Source organism: bacterium (assembly GCA_035529855.1).
GTDB lineage: Bacteria > RBG-13-66-14 > B26-G2 > WVWN01 > WVWN01 > WVWN01.
Genome location: DATKVX010000126.1, coordinates 19,776 through 35,910 on the forward strand (window position 1 = coordinate 19,776; position 16,135 = coordinate 35,910).

General features: G+C 62.0%; 11 protein-coding genes. 2 read left to right on the forward strand and 9 right to left on the reverse strand.

Annotation, left to right across the window (positions count from 1 at the left end; all coding sequences use genetic code 11):
• Positions 1 to 30: 30 nt before the first annotated feature.
• Both VMX79_12525 and VMX79_12530 read left to right on the forward strand, forming a co-directional pair.
• The gene (locus tag VMX79_12525; GenBank protein ID HUV87922.1) at positions 31 to 1,206 is read left to right on the forward strand and encodes a cysteine desulfurase family protein; all 1,176 of its coding nucleotides are present in this window, start codon (positions 31 to 33) and stop codon (positions 1,204 to 1,206) included.
• Positions 1,207 to 1,591: 385 nt separating this feature from the next.
• Positions 1,592 to 2,320 (forward strand): M23 family metallopeptidase, encoded by a 729-nt coding sequence (locus VMX79_12530; protein ID HUV87923.1) that lies wholly within the window; start codon positions 1,592 to 1,594, stop codon positions 2,318 to 2,320.
• 60 nt (positions 2,321 to 2,380) lie between these two features.
• Here VMX79_12530 and VMX79_12535 read toward each other — a convergent pair whose 3' ends face one another.
• The 9 genes from VMX79_12535 to VMX79_12575 all read right to left on the reverse strand — a co-directional run bounded on the left by VMX79_12535 (position 2,381) and on the right by VMX79_12575 (position 15,982).
• Positions 2,381 to 6,244, reverse strand: a complete 3,864-nt coding sequence (locus tag VMX79_12535) for a DUF3857 domain-containing protein (GenBank protein HUV87924.1) — start codon at positions 6,242 to 6,244, stop codon at positions 2,381 to 2,383.
• A gap of 86 nt (positions 6,245 to 6,330) precedes the next feature.
• A complete protein-coding gene (locus VMX79_12540; protein HUV87925.1) occupies positions 6,331 to 6,459 on the reverse strand; it encodes a hypothetical protein in 129 nt (42 codons plus the stop codon).
• A 63-nt stretch (positions 6,460 to 6,522) separates the two neighbouring features.
• The gene (locus VMX79_12545; GenBank protein HUV87926.1) at positions 6,523 to 7,722 is read right to left on the reverse strand and encodes a glycosyltransferase family 4 protein; all 1,200 of its coding nucleotides are present in this window, start codon (positions 7,720 to 7,722) and stop codon (positions 6,523 to 6,525) included.
• Positions 7,719 to 9,332 (reverse strand): glycosyltransferase family 39 protein, encoded by a 1,614-nt coding sequence (locus tag VMX79_12550; protein HUV87927.1) that lies wholly within the window; start codon positions 9,330 to 9,332, stop codon positions 7,719 to 7,721. The genes VMX79_12545 and VMX79_12550 overlap by 4 nt, the downstream gene beginning before the upstream one ends.
• Positions 9,316 to 11,718, reverse strand: coding sequence for a YfhO family protein (locus VMX79_12555; protein HUV87928.1), 2,403 nt, complete (start codon positions 11,716 to 11,718; stop codon positions 9,316 to 9,318). The genes VMX79_12550 and VMX79_12555 overlap by 17 nt, the downstream gene beginning before the upstream one ends.
• Positions 11,715 to 13,535 carry a sulfatase gene (locus tag VMX79_12560; protein ID HUV87929.1) on the reverse strand — a complete coding sequence of 607 codons (1,821 nt, stop codon included), beginning with the start codon at positions 13,533 to 13,535 and terminating at the stop codon, positions 11,715 to 11,717. Before VMX79_12560 ends, VMX79_12555 begins: the two co-directional genes overlap by 4 nt.
• Positions 13,536 to 13,593: 58 nt before the next feature.
• Positions 13,594 to 14,073, reverse strand: coding sequence for a hypothetical protein (locus VMX79_12565; GenBank protein ID HUV87930.1), 480 nt, complete (start codon positions 14,071 to 14,073; stop codon positions 13,594 to 13,596).
• 98 nt (positions 14,074 to 14,171) lie between these two features.
• On the reverse strand, positions 14,172 to 14,762 hold the full coding sequence (locus VMX79_12570) for a hypothetical protein (GenBank protein HUV87931.1): 591 nt from the start codon (positions 14,760 to 14,762) through the stop codon (positions 14,172 to 14,174).
• Positions 14,759 to 15,982 (reverse strand): family 10 glycosylhydrolase, encoded by a 1,224-nt coding sequence (locus tag VMX79_12575; GenBank protein HUV87932.1) that lies wholly within the window; start codon positions 15,980 to 15,982, stop codon positions 14,759 to 14,761. The genes VMX79_12570 and VMX79_12575 overlap by 4 nt, the downstream gene beginning before the upstream one ends.
• Between the last annotated feature and the right edge of the window lie 153 nt (positions 15,983 to 16,135).

Here is a 16,135-nt window from a genome sequence, read left to right on the forward strand (position 1 = left end):
TTTTTCGGCCTCGGTGATGGGGTGGTACTAATGGGTTTAATTTATCTGGATAATGCGGCGACGACGCGGCCCGACCCGCGCGTCGTCGAGGCGATGGGGCCGTACGTCGCCGAGTACTTCGGTAATCCTCTCTCGACGCACCCCTTCGGCGAGAGGCCGCGCGAGGCGCTCGAGCGCGCCCGGGGCCAACTCGCCTCGCTGCTTAACTGCGAGAGCCGCGAGCTCATATTCACGTCGTCGGGGAGCGAGGCGAACAACCTCGCCGTCAAGGGGGTCGCGCTCGCGCGCGAGAAGAAGGGCCGGCACATAGTAGTGTCCGCGCTCGAGCACCAGTCGGTGGCGAACGCGGCGCAGAGTATGGCCAGGCTCGGTTGGGAGGTAACTACGGTCCCGGTCGACCGTTACGGTATCGTCGACCCGGCCGACCTCAAGGCGGCGCTGCGCGCCGACACGACGCTCGTATGCGTCAACCTCGCCAACCTCGAGATAGGCACCATAGAGCCTGTAGCCGAACTGGTGAACGTAGTCCGGGAGAACTCAGCCGCGGCGTTCCACGCCGACGCCGTCCAGGCGGTGGGGCATATACCGGTGGACGTCAAGGAATCGGGCGTCGACTTGTTGTCGGTCTCGGGGCATCGCTTCTACGGCCCTAAGGGCTCGGGCGCGTTGTACTTCAAGAAAGGGGTGCGGGTCCAACCGCAGATCGACGGCGGCATTCAAGAAGGCGGCAGGCGCGCGGGGACGGAGGATGTCCCGGCCGTCGTCGGCCTGGGGGAGGCCGCGCGTATCGCCGAGGAAGAGATGGAGGAAAGGTCCGCGTACGTACGCTCCCTCCGCGACCGGCTGCACGAAGGCCTCCTCGAGCGCATTCCCCGCCTACACTTGAACGGCCACCCCGAACGGCGGCTGCCGACGCACGAGTCCGTATGCGTGGAGTACGTCGAGGGCGAAGCGATGATACTCCTCCTGGTTCGCGAGGGGATATGCACGTCGAGCGGCTCGACCTGTTCGTCGCGGGCGCTTAAGGCGTCGCACGTTCTGTTGGCCTGCGGCCTCGACCCTGCCGTGGCGCAGGGCTCGCTCCAATTCACGTTGGGGCCGGAGAACACCGCGGAAGAGATCGACAAGGTGGTCGACGTTCTACCCGAGGTGGCGAAGCGTCTTCGTGCTATGTCGCCGCTCTACCCGGGCGACGATAAGGTTTGAAAGCAAAGAGGCTCAGGCGTTTCGGGTGAATAAAAGCGTATCGTTAAAATTTTATTATGTTGGATAGGGGGACTATGGGCTCGGAAAATTTTATTTTTTAGGGCTTTGGGGCTTTTTTTCCTTGACAAATCTAGAGAATTATTTAAAATGGGGTCCCTAAGGGAAAGGCCGCGTGACTCGGTCCACACGCATACATGAGAACATACGTCGGCTTCGCAAGAAGCACGTATCCATCGTATTTGCTCCCAGCGGTACGGGCGTAAATCGCACGTTTCGCATTTCCCTTTTCAGGTGTTACGTCGTCGCCGCCGCTTCGTGTTTGTTCGCGGCGGGGCTCCTCGTAATAAGTTTCCAGTACGCCTCCCGTAAGGAGCTTGCGGGCCGGTTGGACGGATTGAAGAGCCGGGCCGGCGCGCGCGACACCCGCTTCGACGACATCGCCTGGGAACGGGGCCGGCTTCAAGGCAAGCTATCGGCGCTCGCGAGTTTAGACGACGCGATGCGGGTAATACACGACCTGGAGACCATACCGGCCGACGTCAGGGAAGCGGGCGTCGGCGGCCCCCTTACGAATATTACCCAAATGATAAAGTTAGGTCGTGATAAGAACGTCGACGACCTCGAGTTGGCGCTTCGGCAAGCCCAACTTCAAAACGATTCCTTCCGAGAGGTCATCACGGCCCAGACGCGTACCCGGCATATCTTCGACCATTCGCCGGCCATAAAACCGTGTAGCGGCCATATCTGTTCGGGGTTCTGTTGGCGGCGCAACCCGATCTTCGGCGGCGTCCAATTCCATAAGGGCGTCGATATCGCGATCCCCACGGGCGCGCCGATCGTAGCGCCCGCCGACGGCGTGGTGACTTTCGCCGGGATGAAGGGCGGCTACGGTTATTGCGTCTTCGTAAAACACGGCTACGGTTTCGAAACGCGCTACGGCCACTGTTCGGCTTTAAGAGTGGGAGAGGGACAGCACGTGAAACGGGGCGACATTATCGCGTACGTCGGCGCTACGGGATGGGCCACCGGGCCCCACCTCCACTACGAGGTGCTGGTCGGCGGAACGCACGTCGACCCGGCGCAGTACATCCTCCCCGATTATTTAACCGATTGATCCCGCGCACACTTAAAAGGCGGCCCGGCGGGCCGCCTTTTTTATTTTTACCGGCCGAGCTCACCGTACTTTTTCGATTATTATCGGCTCGTTCTCCCAATCGTCCACGTTCAAACAGAACTCGCGAAACGCGGCGTAGTCGTCGGGTCGGATTCGCTGGACGTAGAGCTCGAGCTCTTGTTTGATCGAAACTCGATTCCCTTCGGTGCGTACGTCGATGGCCAGGATTCCGAAGGGCGAGCGGAACTCTTTGGCCAGCGGTAGAGCCGTGACCGCGTATCCCTCGGGGATAATATAAGTTAGTTCCGCGACGGCCTTCTCGTTTTCGCGGAGTATTAAAGGCCAACGCCGCGACGCCTTCTTCCCGTAGCGGGCGAGCAAGTTCGATTTGTGAACGACGGCGTCGAGATGTACCCGCGCGCTCGCCGGGTCGTACAACCGTTTGACAACCGCGTCGTATTCGACTCGCACCGGTTGCGCGAGGTCGGTTATGTCGGAGTATTTTTCGTTAAAGACTTTAGTGCCGGGATACAAGCCGTTCCAGTACTCCTCGATTACGGCCCTTCGCTTAGCCTCCACCCGAAAACGTTCCCGTTGGTAGGGCGCGTCGGCCGCGCCGTACTCGACGACGCGGTGAACGTGGGCGTCGCCGCCGGGCTGGAGAACGAAACTAGTTCGGGTTCTTATCCGGTTCTCCTCAAGGGATAATACCGGCGTGCGGACGAAAGACGCCCGGTCGCCGAAGATAACCAGCGCGTCAATGCCCTGGTCGCCGGCGGGCAGTTCGCGGTACGAGTGGTATTCGGCCGTGCCGTCGAGGAAGAACGTGCGCCCGTCGGGGAGCTTGACGTACGAGATCATATGGTTGAAAAGGCCCAGGATGGGTAACTCGTAGTCCAGCTCCCCCAAGTCCGCGGTTCTTATCATCGCCGGATACGCTTCGAAACCCGTAAGGCGGTAAAGGGTGTTCATGAGCGTCGCTTTGTCTTTGCAATCGCCGTAGTGGGACTCGAGGCACTGTTTGGGGGAATGGGGCCGGTAACCGCCGATGCCGAACTCGAGGCCCACGTACCGGATCCGGCTTACGGCGAAATCGTAGACGCGTTGGAGTTTGGTTAAATCGTCCGGCGCGTCCGCGGCGAGTTTGGCGGCCAGGGTTTCGGCCGGCGGGGAAGACCGGAAAACGTCCTTGATCAGGCCGTTGTACCAACGCCCGACGTCGTTCCAGCCGGCGAAGTTCGAGACTTGAACGCTGGGCAGGACCTCCGCCGAAGCCGGCATATACGGCTCTTCCTCTATCGCCGGCAGGTTTTCCATCCGGTAGACGTACGTCGTCGTTTTGCTTCCGCGTACGATTCCCGGCGCCGGCGCGCCGCGTACCCGTTCGAAATAATACTTCTGATTTTTGGGTACGCTGACGGCGTAGCGGGCAAGAATCGTCGAGTTTTTTTTGCCGAAGTAATAGAAGTCACCGAAGTAGCCGGCGAAAAGGTTTTCACCCGTTTGGCTTATTTTGTACTCGATATCTATAGTATCGCCCGGGGATAAGTTCGGCATCGTTATCACTTTATTGACGTAGCTATAGTACAGCCGACTCCAAACGTCGAAGACGTTATATTCCTGAATTTGATTCGCCGTGATTTCGGTCCCGTCGGCTTTTAAGACCGCGGTTCTTTTTAACTCCACGTTTTCTGACCCCGGGGAGTAGCTGACGTTTACGTTTCGGAACTTCTCCGCTCCCTCCGCCGTTAGGGTTTTTACGACGTAATGGACGGTCCGCGTACTCGTTCCGTTTTCGAATACTTCTACCTGGCGGTCGTCTAGGAGCCACACCGCCGAGTCGCGCGGAAATACATCGTCCCCCGGGTAAGCGGCGAGCAGTTCGTACGCATCCAACCGCGGGACGGCCCGGCGCTCCGAAGCCGGCTCGAGATAATTGAGGTAATTTTCCAACGCCGGGTAGTTGCGCTTGAAAGTTACCGCCTTCCTGTAAGCTTCACGAGCTGGCGTTTCCCGCCCCAATTCCTCCAGGGACGTCCCCCGGTAGCGCCACAGCTCGTAATCTTCCGGCCGGAAGCTAAGGGCGCTTTCGGCCTCGGCCAGGGCTTGGGCGTGAAGGCCGTAATGGTCGAAAGCCGTGGTCAATTTTTTACGCGCGCCGATGTCGTACGGGTCCGCCTCCAAGGCCCGGCGCATTACCGCCGTTGCGCCTTCGAAATCGTCCCGGGTTAGAAGTAGGCCGAAGAGCTCGTCGCGGGCGTTCGTGGAATAGACGTCGGCGTCGTAAATCGTCCGCCAAAGGTCCGTCGCTCGCGCTAAATCGCCGTAATTCGTCTCGAACAAAGCTGCGACCATTTTGCTGAATGGGTAATTCGGCAACCGCCGGCTAATTTCGCCGGCTACGCGCGCGGCGTCGTAGGCGTAGCCCGATTCCCAATACAATTTGGCGCGGTATTGCTCGGCCTCGACGAAAGTCGCGTTGCGGCTTAAGACGTCGTCTATGACGTCCAGGGCGGCCTGCGGGCGCTCCAGGCCGTAAAAATATTTCGCCAGTGCGAGGCGCGCCTGGTTGTGTTGGGGCGCCAGCTTAAGGGTTTTAGTCAGGCTGGCGCGCACGCGGGATTCCTCTTTCTCGGTAACGCCGACGTAGTAGTGGAAATCCGCGGTTTCCGGCATCATCGACTGCGCGGCGAACATTAGTTTGGTCGGGACCTCTTCTCTCTCGTCGGCGTCGGCCCGGGCGTAGTGCGCGAGCGCCGCGTAATAGTAATCGAACGCGTCGGGCACGCCTTCCGATATACGCCGGTCGAAGTAGTCGAGGTTGTCGTAGGGTGCGGGAGAAAGGCCGACGACGCGGGAAGCTGCGGCTAGGGCGGCGCCGCCGGCGTCGAAGGTAACGTCGGTTAAGGGTTCACCGCCATTTTCCAGAAACCGCGCGCCGAAGCCCCAGCGCTCGTCGTCGCCGCAGACCTTCACCAGTAGAAGATTGTAACCGGGCAATAAGGGCGCGGGTGCAACGTACTGGTCGAAGTAACCTTCGTGGTAAGCGTCTCGCGCGAAGGTCTCGACGCCGTTGAGCCAAACCTTAACTGCGCCGGCCGCCGCTATCGCGACGGACGCGTCCTTCCGGGCGGGGGAATTTACCGCGACCGCCGCGTACGCGACGCATTTTTCGGCGGGCGCGAGGACCGTCGTGAAATCCAAGAAGCCGGTAGGTAGCGCCGCGGGGAGACGCCGCCAGCGTACGTCCCGGGCTTTCCCGTCGTACGTCGCCGCGAGCGAAATCCCGTTCTCCGGCGGATAAACCTTGTCGAACCCTTCTTTGCCCTCGTTATCGAAAGGGCCTACGATTTGCCAGTCCCTAACGAAGTTGAGCGAAGATAACAGCGCTTCGGCCTCGTCGAAGTCGGCGGCGCGGTGCGCGCGGTCGAAGATAAAAAGGGTGGCCTTGGCCCTGACCGCGGGGGGTACGCCGTCGCGATTCCGGAGAGAGCGCAGCGTTTCTAGAAAGTAATCGCGGTCTTCCGTATCTTCTTCCATTACGTGGCAACGATGGAGGTATGTATAAGCCGCGGGGTGGTCGGGGGCCGCGGCTAAGAACTCGAGGTACGCCCGGAGCGCGCGGGAGTAGTCTCCGGATATCTCGAGCGACCGGCCTAAACCTTCGAGGGCCCGGGCCAGGGACGGCTCGAGAGCCAACGCTCGTTCGAAGTGCCGGCGCGCCTTTTCGTAATCGTTTTCGACGAAAAGGGCCGACCACCCGGCGTCGGTCCACGCCTCGGCCGTAGCGCCGGGCCCGGGTGTACCGGCCAGTCTCGCGCGCTCGATTGCCGCCGCCGGGCTTTCGTATACGGCGCCGGCGCCCGCGGCCAAGGCCAGCCACGTAAATACGCACGCCGCGAAATTTAATCTGAAGAGTTTCATCTTCTCGATACGCGGTCAATAAAAACCCCGCCCCTCGGGGCAGGGCAGCGGCGGGAGCCCCGCCAGACGCCGTGCGTAAGACTCACTTAGCGAGTTTCGGTAAAGGTGGCTTTAACGGTTCCCAGCGACCGTTCCGCTACGGTGTTGGCTACTACCAACGCCGCGAGAACCGCGAGCATTACGATTAGTATCACGGCGGCTATTTTCTTATTCATACGTTACCTCCGAGGAAACCTCGGTATTAGTATCCCCAACTGCTCAGCGGTTACAATTTTATCCTATTTCGACCCTTTGCGCAAGTTTTTTCGTCGTTGGACGGCCTCCCGCAGGTAACCTTCGAGGATTTCGCAATGTCGACGCCACCCGAATTTGCGCTTAACGGCCGCTTCGCCGTAACGCCCCATTTCCCGGGCGTCTTCCGCTCGGGCCAGGGCCGCCAGGCGGGCCGCGAACGCCCCCGCGTCGCCGGCGGGTACGAGGTATCCCGAGCGCCCTTCCTCCACCATTTCGTCGAGTATCGGGTACCGGCTGGAGACGACGGGCAGGCCGCTGGCAAGGCACTCGAGCACTTTAGTAGGCGCCCAAAAAAAACCGAACTCGCGGAGCGGCGGGTAATAGGCATCGTTGAAAGGAGCGACCGCGGCGTCGGCCGCGGCCATCACGTACGGTAGCTCGCGGTGCCGGCGCCACCCCAAGAAACGGACCGCCGCCCCGACCCCGAGTTTTTTAATTTGCTCTTCCACGCGCGGCCGCTCGTCGCCGTCTCCCACGATCCAGAAAAGGGCCTCGGGTATCGCCTCCACGGCTCGAGCGATTATGGCCGGAAGGTCTCGCGCCCCCTGCCACGGTCGGAAGGACCCCACGAATAAGATAACGAACCGGTCCGTCCCGCCGCCCTTCTCCCGAAACGACAGCGCCCGCGGCGAGCCGGCCAGCGCGGACGAGAACTGGTCTTCGTTTACGCCCCAGATTATCTTCCGGGCCCTCGGCCGAGCGACCGGCCGGACGATATTGACGTTTGGGGCGCACGCGCCGTCGGCTCGAGCGAACTGCCGGTCCGCCCACCACGCCAGGATTTTAGCGCGGCGGGTGCCGGCGAGCCGCCAACGGTACGTAACCTCCTCCACGTGGGGGCCGTTCGCTTCGACGTAGTAGGGAAGGTCCTTCGCGGCGGCGAAAAGGTAACCCAGGCCGTTGAGGGTTAAGTAACGTTCCATAACGACGTCATAACGCTGCGGCCATAACCGGGCCAGTACGGGCGCGGCCCGTAAATTGCATTTGACGCCGGCGAGCCGCGAACGTCGCCGGAATATCGAAACGCCGTCGCGCCGCTCTTGCGCGGTTAACCCGGGTGCCGCGGCGGATACCAACGTTACGTCGTGCCCTCTTCGCGCCAGGCCCCGGGCCACCTCCCAGGTGTGGACCGCGCCGGCGTGCGACGCCGGGACGTCCTCATTTGAAAAATAGAGTATCCTCAATTCAACCTATATATATCGACCGTAGGGCCGGGTCGGCCGGCGCCGCGAAAACGCTTTACGAGGCGGCCTTCTCGCCGTACGAACGCCGGATATTCGTCGGCCCAGGGCGCCAGCGGTGCCCCGTACGCTTTGGCCTGTTCGGCGTAGAAGTCGCGGTCGTCCGGTATCGTTAATATGGCGTAAGCCGGGCGCGGCGTTTTTGTTAGGTCGCCCAACTCGGCTACGAGGAACGTGTCGTACGTTTCGTGGCCGAAGGGGTAGCCCGGGTTTTTTAACTGGTACGCGTACCTCCCGGGCGAGCCGCCGCCGGCGACGCGGTAGTATCGTACGAGCCTCGCCAGCGCGGGTTTGGACGGCCAAAGGGGCGGGCTCTCTACGTCAGGCGGAAGCGTTTCGACGACCACCGCCGTCCCCGGCGGTATCCCGGCCGTGACCCATTTAGCCGCGGCGGTGCGCGTATCCTCGCGCCAGGCCCACGCGACGTGGCCTATGTCTAAGGCCAACGCGATTCCGAAAAACCCCGCGACTATTACGGTTGCTATCGTTTTATATGTTTGCTTTTTTAAACTCGCGGCATCGGCGACGGCTGCGCCCGCGGCGACCGCTAAAGGCGCTACTAACGGCAGGAGGTGCCGCGGCGGCAGCGGCCTGATTAGAGTCGCGATTATGAACGGCGCCGCGGCGAACGCGATAACTAAGGAAAAACGGTCGCGGCGACGAACGAGCGATACCACGCCGGCGATGGCCAATGCTAAAAGCGGCCACCCGAAGGTTAAAGGCAGCGTCGTGCCGAAGACGTACGCCGGGGAGGGTAACCAACGCACCATCCCCGGACGACGGGCCATAAGCGCCAGGTCCGATACGAGCGTGGGCGCGTCAAGGACGGCGAAAGGACAGGCCAGTAAGAACGCCGCCCCGGCCGCCGCCGCGCCGGCGACCAACGCCTTTACTTTCTTCGCGCCGGCGTCGCCCGTAAGTAAGGCGCAGGAGATTAGCGCGGGCGCGTACAACAGCGCGTGGTATTTGGCGGCCGCGGCCAGCCCGAGTATAAACCCGGATATAACGAAGTTCCGCAGCTTCGGCTCGCGCACGAACCGCACGCCATACGCCAGCGACGCCGTGCCGAGAGCGACCGCGGCCATATCGGGAAGAGCAATCGCGCTCGCTTTCACGGCGGCGGGTGCCAGCGCGACGAAGGCCGCGGCGGTAAAACCGGCGACCGTACCGAACGATTCTCGCGCCCAACGCCACGTCATAAAGACGGCGAGAACGCCGAAGGCCGAAGAGATGGCGCGGCCGAGAAAGTAGAAGAGGCCCGGCTCGAGCCAATAATGGTCGGCGAACGCGGCGGCGGTGGTCACTACGCCCGCCACTTTGGCGACCACGAAGTAGCAGGCGAATACCAGGAAATTCAAATATATGACGAGGGTGCCGGGCCACGTAAAGAGCCCCGGGTTGAGTTCGCCGGCGCCGACGCGCAGAGCCCGCTCGACGACCTGGAACTCGTCGGCTTGATAGTGGTAGGGGAGTTGAGCGGCGGCCAGCGCGAGCCTCAACGCCAGCGCCCCGCCCGCGAGCGCCCACAATGCCGCGTTAAGTTTTTTCGACACGTGCGTACTTAAGGCGGCGTAACGTCTGGACCGTTATTCCCGCTAACGCCGCGACCCAGGCCAGAAGAGATATCGCGAGGCCGACGTAGAAATACTTCGGCCTGTAATCGAAAGCTACGGTATGCCGGCCCGGCGGTACTACGACCGCCCGCGAGATTACGTTCGCGCGGTATATTTTCGCCGGCCGGCCGTCGACTTTCGCTTCCCAACCGGGGTAAAACAATTCATCCAGGAGCAGTAGCGACGGCCCCTCGAGGCGGCAGCGGAAGGCGAGCGGCGTACGTCGTTCCAATAGTACCGGCGCCCCCGGCGTTTCCGCCGGCTCGAAGCCTTCGGGAGCGGCGGCGAGGACCGCTTCGCGCGCCGGCTCGAACCCGTCGCCGCGCATTAGTTCCAACGCCGCGTCGTCGTCTTCGGCCAATAAATATCCCGTTACGGCCCGGGCGCGCGGCGCCGCGAGTACGTTTGCATAGACGTAATAGGGTGGCACGTGCGCGACGGGCGCGATTCCGCCGCCGCGCCAGGGCGTTAGGCGGACGAAATACTTTATGCCGTACGCCCCGAATATTTTCGCGTCGGTAGCCGTCGGCGTTGGGAATCGGCCGCCGCCCGGCTCCGGTACCGTCGTATATAGGTCCTCTAATTTTTCGAAAACTCGAGCCGCGTAGCTCGGGCGGAGCGACGCTCGCGGAACGAGTAAGTCGTAACCCCAAATGGCATGCGTATTTTCGTGGATAAGGCCCAACCCTAGTTGCTTATTAGGGCCGAGCGAGAAACCGCTCGAGTATACTCGCACGTCCGCCGCTCGGTAGAAGGCCGCGGCGACCGGCGGCGGTTTGTTGACCAACGCGGCCGGAACGGTCGGGTTTAACCCGGAACCGAACCGGTAGAGGTCGGCCGCAGTTATTATAATAAATACGTACGGGGCGGCGGCGGCTACGGCGCGGTTGCGGCGCGCTCCCCAGAAGACGACTACGGCGGCGCCGAGCACCGCGAATTGAAACCACGTCGCGCGGTTGCGGAGCCGGCTCGAGTTCGCCGCTCTTCGGAATATAGTCCTACTTTTATCCGCGTAATATTCCCGTACCGCTTCCACGTTCTTATATCGCGACGCCGCGACTTCGGCCTTGGCCGCCGCCGTCTTCTCGATAGCGTTTTTAAATTGGGGTAGCGTAAACCTGAAGGTCAGCACGAGAGCCGCGGCCGCTAACGTTACGCCGAGAGCGGTCGCGACGTAGGCCCGGCTGCGCGACCGTACGAAGTAGTCCAGGCCGTCGCCGGCGAACACGGCGAGGGCAAACGTCGCGTACAACAACAGCCGGCTCGGCGCGCGGAAGAAGCCGAACGGCGGTACGTATTTATAGAGGTTGAAAAGCGGCGTATAGATACCGCAGGCGAACGCCGCGGCCAGTATCCCCAAAACGACGAAGAACCAACGGCGCTTTTTCGCGACGCCGACGGCGGCCAGTAGAAGGGGAAATATGCCGACGTAGAACGCGGATTCCACGAAAGAACTGCGGCCCCAGTAATTGTCGACCTGCGCTCCGCCGAGGGGCGCGAAAGCGGGGTGGGGCGAGCGCCCGAACAAATCCGGGAGTACCAGCTGCAGGAACTGGGGGGGCCAGAAAGAGTACTCGCCGGCGCGCGTGTTCGCCGCCCGCTCGCTCAAACGCCACAGCTCGTACGTGGGCAGTAACTGGACCGCGGCGAGGGCGAGCGGCACGGCGCCGAAGCACAATATCGCGGCGGCCGCGTTTTTCCGGGGGCGTGAGTAAACGGCGGCGTAGGCCGCGGCGGCGACGACGGCGTAGCTGGCCAGTTGAAACTGGCCGGCGAGCAGCGCGAGGGCGCCGCCCATGGCCCCGCCCAGCGCGTACCTGAGGTCCCCCGTCCTCGCGAAGCGGCCGCCCAGCCAGAGCAAGGCCGGCAGCCACACGCCGTTGGTGACGATGGTATAGATGCCGAGCCGCGCGAGGAAGAAAGCGCTGAGCGCGAAAGCAGGGGCGGCGAGGGTCGCGGCCAGCCTGCTCTGGCCGAGGTCGCGACAGAGTAAGTACGTGAACGCCAGGCCGGCGTATACGTGGACCAGTAGGAACAAGTTCGAGGCGGCCACCGGCGGCAGCAGCGCGAAAAGTGAAAGCGCGAGCGGGTGGGCGAAGGCGCCCTGGCCTTCGGCGAAAAGCGGCGAGTTTAGGTGGGTGGACCAGAGTGGGAAGTACCCGCCGCGGAGAGCTCGCCCCAGCTCGAGCTGGGCGGGATAGGAGAAGGTTAACGTATCTTTCGCCGCCGGGAGGTAGGCGAGCGAGATGAGTTTGGGAAAGAATAGTACGACAAGCGCGCCGAAGAAGACGAACGGCGCGACGCGTCGAACGGTCGCTGTTTTCACCGCGGGGATTGTTTAATGTAACCCAAAGTGCGCGATTTGTCCATAGTATCCGGGTTGGCGCTGAAGGCGGGCGCCGGCACCGGTTCCACGGTCGCCCGGATAACCTCAAGCGTCGCGAGCAGTTCCGCGACGCGTTCCTGCTTTTCGGCGGCTAAGTCGTCCGTTTCGTACGGGTCCGTCTTCAGGCCGTAATATTCCACCGCACCGTTGCTATGGACTATTAATTTTTCTCCCGGTGTGACGAGCGCCTCCAACCGGCCGATAGCGTATTCACTGTCCCTACCCACTCCGGGTACGCATATACAATAGGTCGGCGGCGGCGGCTCGGCATCCCTGAACAGCGCCCGGCCTCGCATAGAGGAGGGGACCGGTATCCCGGCGAGGTCCAGTACGGTGGGGGCGACGTCGAGGGTGGAAGCGGGCCGCGGCGTGCCGGGAAGGGGCGGCAGGTGACCGCCCAGGTCACAGAATAACAGGGGGACTTCGACCTCTTCGCGATAAAGGCGGAAGCCGTGGAACTTGGTCGCGTGCTCTTCGAACGCTTCGCCGTGGTCCCCCACGACGACGACCGTGGTCTTTTGAGCGATGCCCGTATTGTAGAGCGCCTCGATGAAGCGGCCGATTTCAGCGTCCATAAACGCTATTTCGCCGTCGTAGAGCGCGGCGATGCGGCGCGGCAGTTTCGGGCCGCCGGTGCTTGCGGCCCAGTTTTTATTTATTCTCCGTTGCAACGAGTGGTCGCTCAATCCGGGCGGCGCGAAGGCCGGGGGCGGCACGTAACGGCCTTGAGGGTCGGAATAATGGAGCCACATAAAGAAAGGCCGGCGCCGGTGCCGTTTTAGCCATTCTAACGCGGCGTCGGTGACTTCGTTCGCCGGCCTCTCGGCGTCGTCTTTGTCTTTAGCCAAAAGGGACAGTTTTTCCGCCGCCGCCGTCGGCATCAAGGGCGAGGCGTAGTATCCGTCGCGGGGAGTTAAAACGTCGTCGTAAAATTCGAATCCGCGGTCGAGGGCGGTATTGCGGGCGCAGACCGAGCTCGAGGCTACGAAGGCCGACGTGGCGTAGCCGGTACTACGGAACTGCTCGCTTAATGTCGGTACGTCGGGACGCAGCCTCATCCCGTTTAAAATTACGCCCGTCGTTTCCGGGTAGAGCGAAGTCATTATCGTCGCGTGCGACGGCGCCGTCAAGGGCTCGAGGCACGACGCGTGTTCGAACTTGGCGCCCAGCTCGGCCAGGCGGTCGAGGTTGGGGGTCCGTGCGGCGTCGTAACCGTAACAGCCCAGTCGGTCCGCGCGCGTGGTATCGAGGGTGATAAGTACCACGTTGGCGGGGCCCGACTCCAGCGGCCGCGTTCGCTCGAAGAAGCTGAAAGCGGTGAAGGCCAACAGGACGAGAGCGGCCGCCCCCGCGAGCACGGTGGCGACTCGCTTCCGGCGGATTAAAACCGCCAAGGCCGTACCGATTAAGGGCGCGACCAAGACGCCGAGGGCCAACGCCGGGACCCAGGATAGTCCCGCCCGCGGTAAGGCGCGGTAGGCGACGTACCATAGAAAGGGCGCTGCGATCGCCGCGTAAGCGGCTGCGGTGGGTTCGGCGGAGGGGTCCCGCCGGCGTCTTATCACCCGCAAGGCCGCCGCGTAGCCCCAGAACAGGGCGGCCGTAACGGCCCACGCGACGAGGGCGTCCGCGAGGACGGTACGCCATACGGGCGGACGCAAAACGGCGTAGTTGCGGCCCAATTGCCAGGATGCTTCGAAGGCCGCGCCTAACGCCGCGGCCGTCAAAGTGGCGCGTAAATAGCGGATGTTAAACATTTTTTATTTCCTGATAAAAAAAAACCTCCCGACGGGAGGCGGTTTCCTTCGGCGACGGTTACAAATCGTTAACGGCCATATCCCGCGCGAACGTAACGACTTCGCCGAACGTGGGATGGTCCGGTATCTTGTAACACATTATTACGCCCACTTCGCGCTCGCCGTCCACCAGTAATTGGTCGCCGTATTCCGGCGTAGTATCGATTCTCACCGTGCCGTACTTATCCGTCGCGCGGTTTAGCAACTTGAGGCCGACGATATTTTTAAGCGGTACCGCGACTACATTGTGGTGGGGGTTAAATTGTTCGCGGATGAACCGTTCGTTGGTAATGATAAAACGGTTGCGTCTCTTGCGTTTAAAATAAATAGGGACGAGCGCGAGGATGCCGGCCAACGCGATCCACCATATTTGGACGATAATGGCGGCGGCTATGGCGAGTAGTAAAATTACTACCGACAGGAACACGGTCTTATAGATGAACGAGATGTGTTCGTAGAATATACGTTCTACTTGTTCGGATTTGCTGCCGTTTGCCATACGTCCTCCGGGGCACGCAGGATGGGATTATACGGGCTTCTTCCCAAAAAACATTATACACGCTACGCCTTATGTTGTCAAGCTAAACCTTCCACGCGTCATAAATATATTTCGACGTTAAGGTCGGCGCGGGCCGCGTTGCCCGATTCCCGGAGTAGGCGTCCTACCTCAGCCCGGACGTACCGGTATAGAACCTCGTTTCGATGGCGGGGGAACATTTTTTTGAGAGCCCCGCGGTCCTGCGGCGGCCTTTTTATAAAGAGGGCCGGCCTATCGAGGAAGTATCCCAAGAGGGTTTTCTCGTCGGCTTTTATCCGGGGAAAGACGTAGAGGTCGACGTATTTAGCGATGATGATTTCTTCCGCCAGGTAACGGCGGAAGCTCGCCGCGTCGACGCTTCCGGTCGGCCGGTACGCTTTGGCGGCAAGCGCCGCGGCCCGATTCACTTCGTCGCTCGAGGCCCCCAGCGCTTTATTTTTCGCCAGCGAGAGGATTATCTTACGTTCGACCAGGCCGTCCACGGTTTCGCGGAGCTTTTCCCCCTTCGGCAAATAACCTTCGGCGGCGATGACGTCGGCTTCGGTAATAACCTCGCCCCCTACCGACGCCAGGACCTTTCCCCGGCACGCGGTCGCCAGCGCCGCGAACACGACCAACGCGCCGAGCGCCGTATTCCTTGCCGCTCTCATTCGCCTTTGGCGCCTTCCGGGGGACGAATTCCCGCCAGCGTCGGCAATACGGCGGGCTTCCGCCAGCACGAGCCGTAGTCGAAGAGGATTATACCGTCGGCCGGCGCATCCGCGAGGCTCTCCGCGACCGCCGAGGGGTACGAAGCCTCGTGGTTGAAAGCGCCGACGCCCATATATAGACGAGCGTCGCCGCGACGCCGCTCGAGCCTGTCGGCCAACGCCGCCAGCTTGGCCGCGTCGCCCCAATACGTCATCGGGCACATTATATCGACGAGGCCGCGGTCCAGCCAACCGAGCCAATCCTGGCCCACGTAGCGGTAGGCGTGTTCGGGGTCGGCCCAGGGGGCGGCGGAGAATTGCACTTCCGGGTCGGCCTCCTTGACCGCTCGCCCGGCCGCCGCGACGGCCCGCGTCACCTGGTCCGCGCGCCAATCCAGCCACTCCAGCGTTTGGAGGTCGAACCAACGGACGGCGAGGCCGGCGTAGCCTACGGCGGGGTTGTAAACCGCGCCGTCGAGTTTATGGTAGCCGAGCAGTACCGGGTCTTGGCGGCCGCGCTCGGCCAGGTAGCGGGTGCGACTACTCTTGCCGTACCCGAATCGATAATTCGGATACCGGATGAAGTCGAGGTGTACGCCGTCGACGTCGTATTCGCGGGCGACCTCGGCCGCCACCGCGGCGAAGTATTCGGCGAAGGCCGCCGCCGCCGGGTCGACGTACCAACCCTCAGCGTCGCCGCCGGCCATCTCGCGCTTGGTATAACGCGTAAGGCGCCGGCTGTCCCGGCCTACCGCGATCCATTCCGGCCGGCGGTTCGCGATATGGTTCTTCATCGGCGGCATCTCGGGTCCGGGCCAAATATAATTGACGTTCAGCCACGCGTGCACCTCGACGTCGAATAACCTCGCGCAGGTAATTGCTTCGGCAAGGGGGTCGAAATCGTCGGGTTGGCCTTCCAGTTTCCGCGACCGCGGCTCGGAAGCGGATGCGTAGTACGCGTCGCCGGCGCGGCGGACCTGGACGAAGAGCGCGTCGACGTCGTAGGCCGCGGCGGTCGCGACGAGGCGTTCGATCTCGGCGGGGTCGTATAACGACTCGGTCGTGACCCACAACGCGCGGACGTGGGGGCGCCGTTCGCCGGCGGACGCGACGGCTGTTGCTACGATAGTTAACCAAGCCGCGATAGTCGCACGAATAACGTTCGTCGCCCGGGCGGTCATATCGGAATATATTTATTATATATGACCGGCAGTTGCAAGCTTAAACGTAGGCCTCCCGTGCGGTTCGTTTTAAACGCCCGCTTTTTGCCGCGCCGAAGTAGTTTCCCCTTGAAACGCATCCGCATTATAGTATTATGACGTTGCGTCAGTAAC

Excerpts from the sequence above, each read along its gene's own strand:
- VMX79_12525 (HUV87922.1), top strand. The coding sequence starts at position 31 with ATGGGTTTAATTTATCTGGATAATGCGGCGACGACGCGGCCCGACCCG.
- VMX79_12535 (HUV87924.1), bottom strand. The coding sequence starts at position 6,244 with ATGAAACTCTTCAGATTAAATTTCGCGGCGTGCGTATTTACGTGGCTG.
- VMX79_12540 (HUV87925.1), bottom strand. The coding sequence starts at position 6,459 with ATGAATAAGAAAATAGCCGCCGTGATACTAATCGTAATGCTCGCGGTT.
- VMX79_12560 (HUV87929.1), bottom strand. The coding sequence starts at position 13,535 with ATGTTTAACATCCGCTATTTACGCGCCACTTTGACGGCCGCGGCGTTA.
- VMX79_12565 (HUV87930.1), bottom strand. The coding sequence starts at position 14,073 with ATGGCAAACGGCAGCAAATCCGAACAAGTAGAACGTATATTCTACGAA.
- VMX79_12570 (HUV87931.1), bottom strand. The coding sequence starts at position 14,762 with ATGAGAGCGGCAAGGAATACGGCGCTCGGCGCGTTGGTCGTGTTCGCG.
- VMX79_12575 (HUV87932.1), bottom strand. The coding sequence starts at position 15,982 with ATGACCGCCCGGGCGACGAACGTTATTCGTGCGACTATCGCGGCTTGG.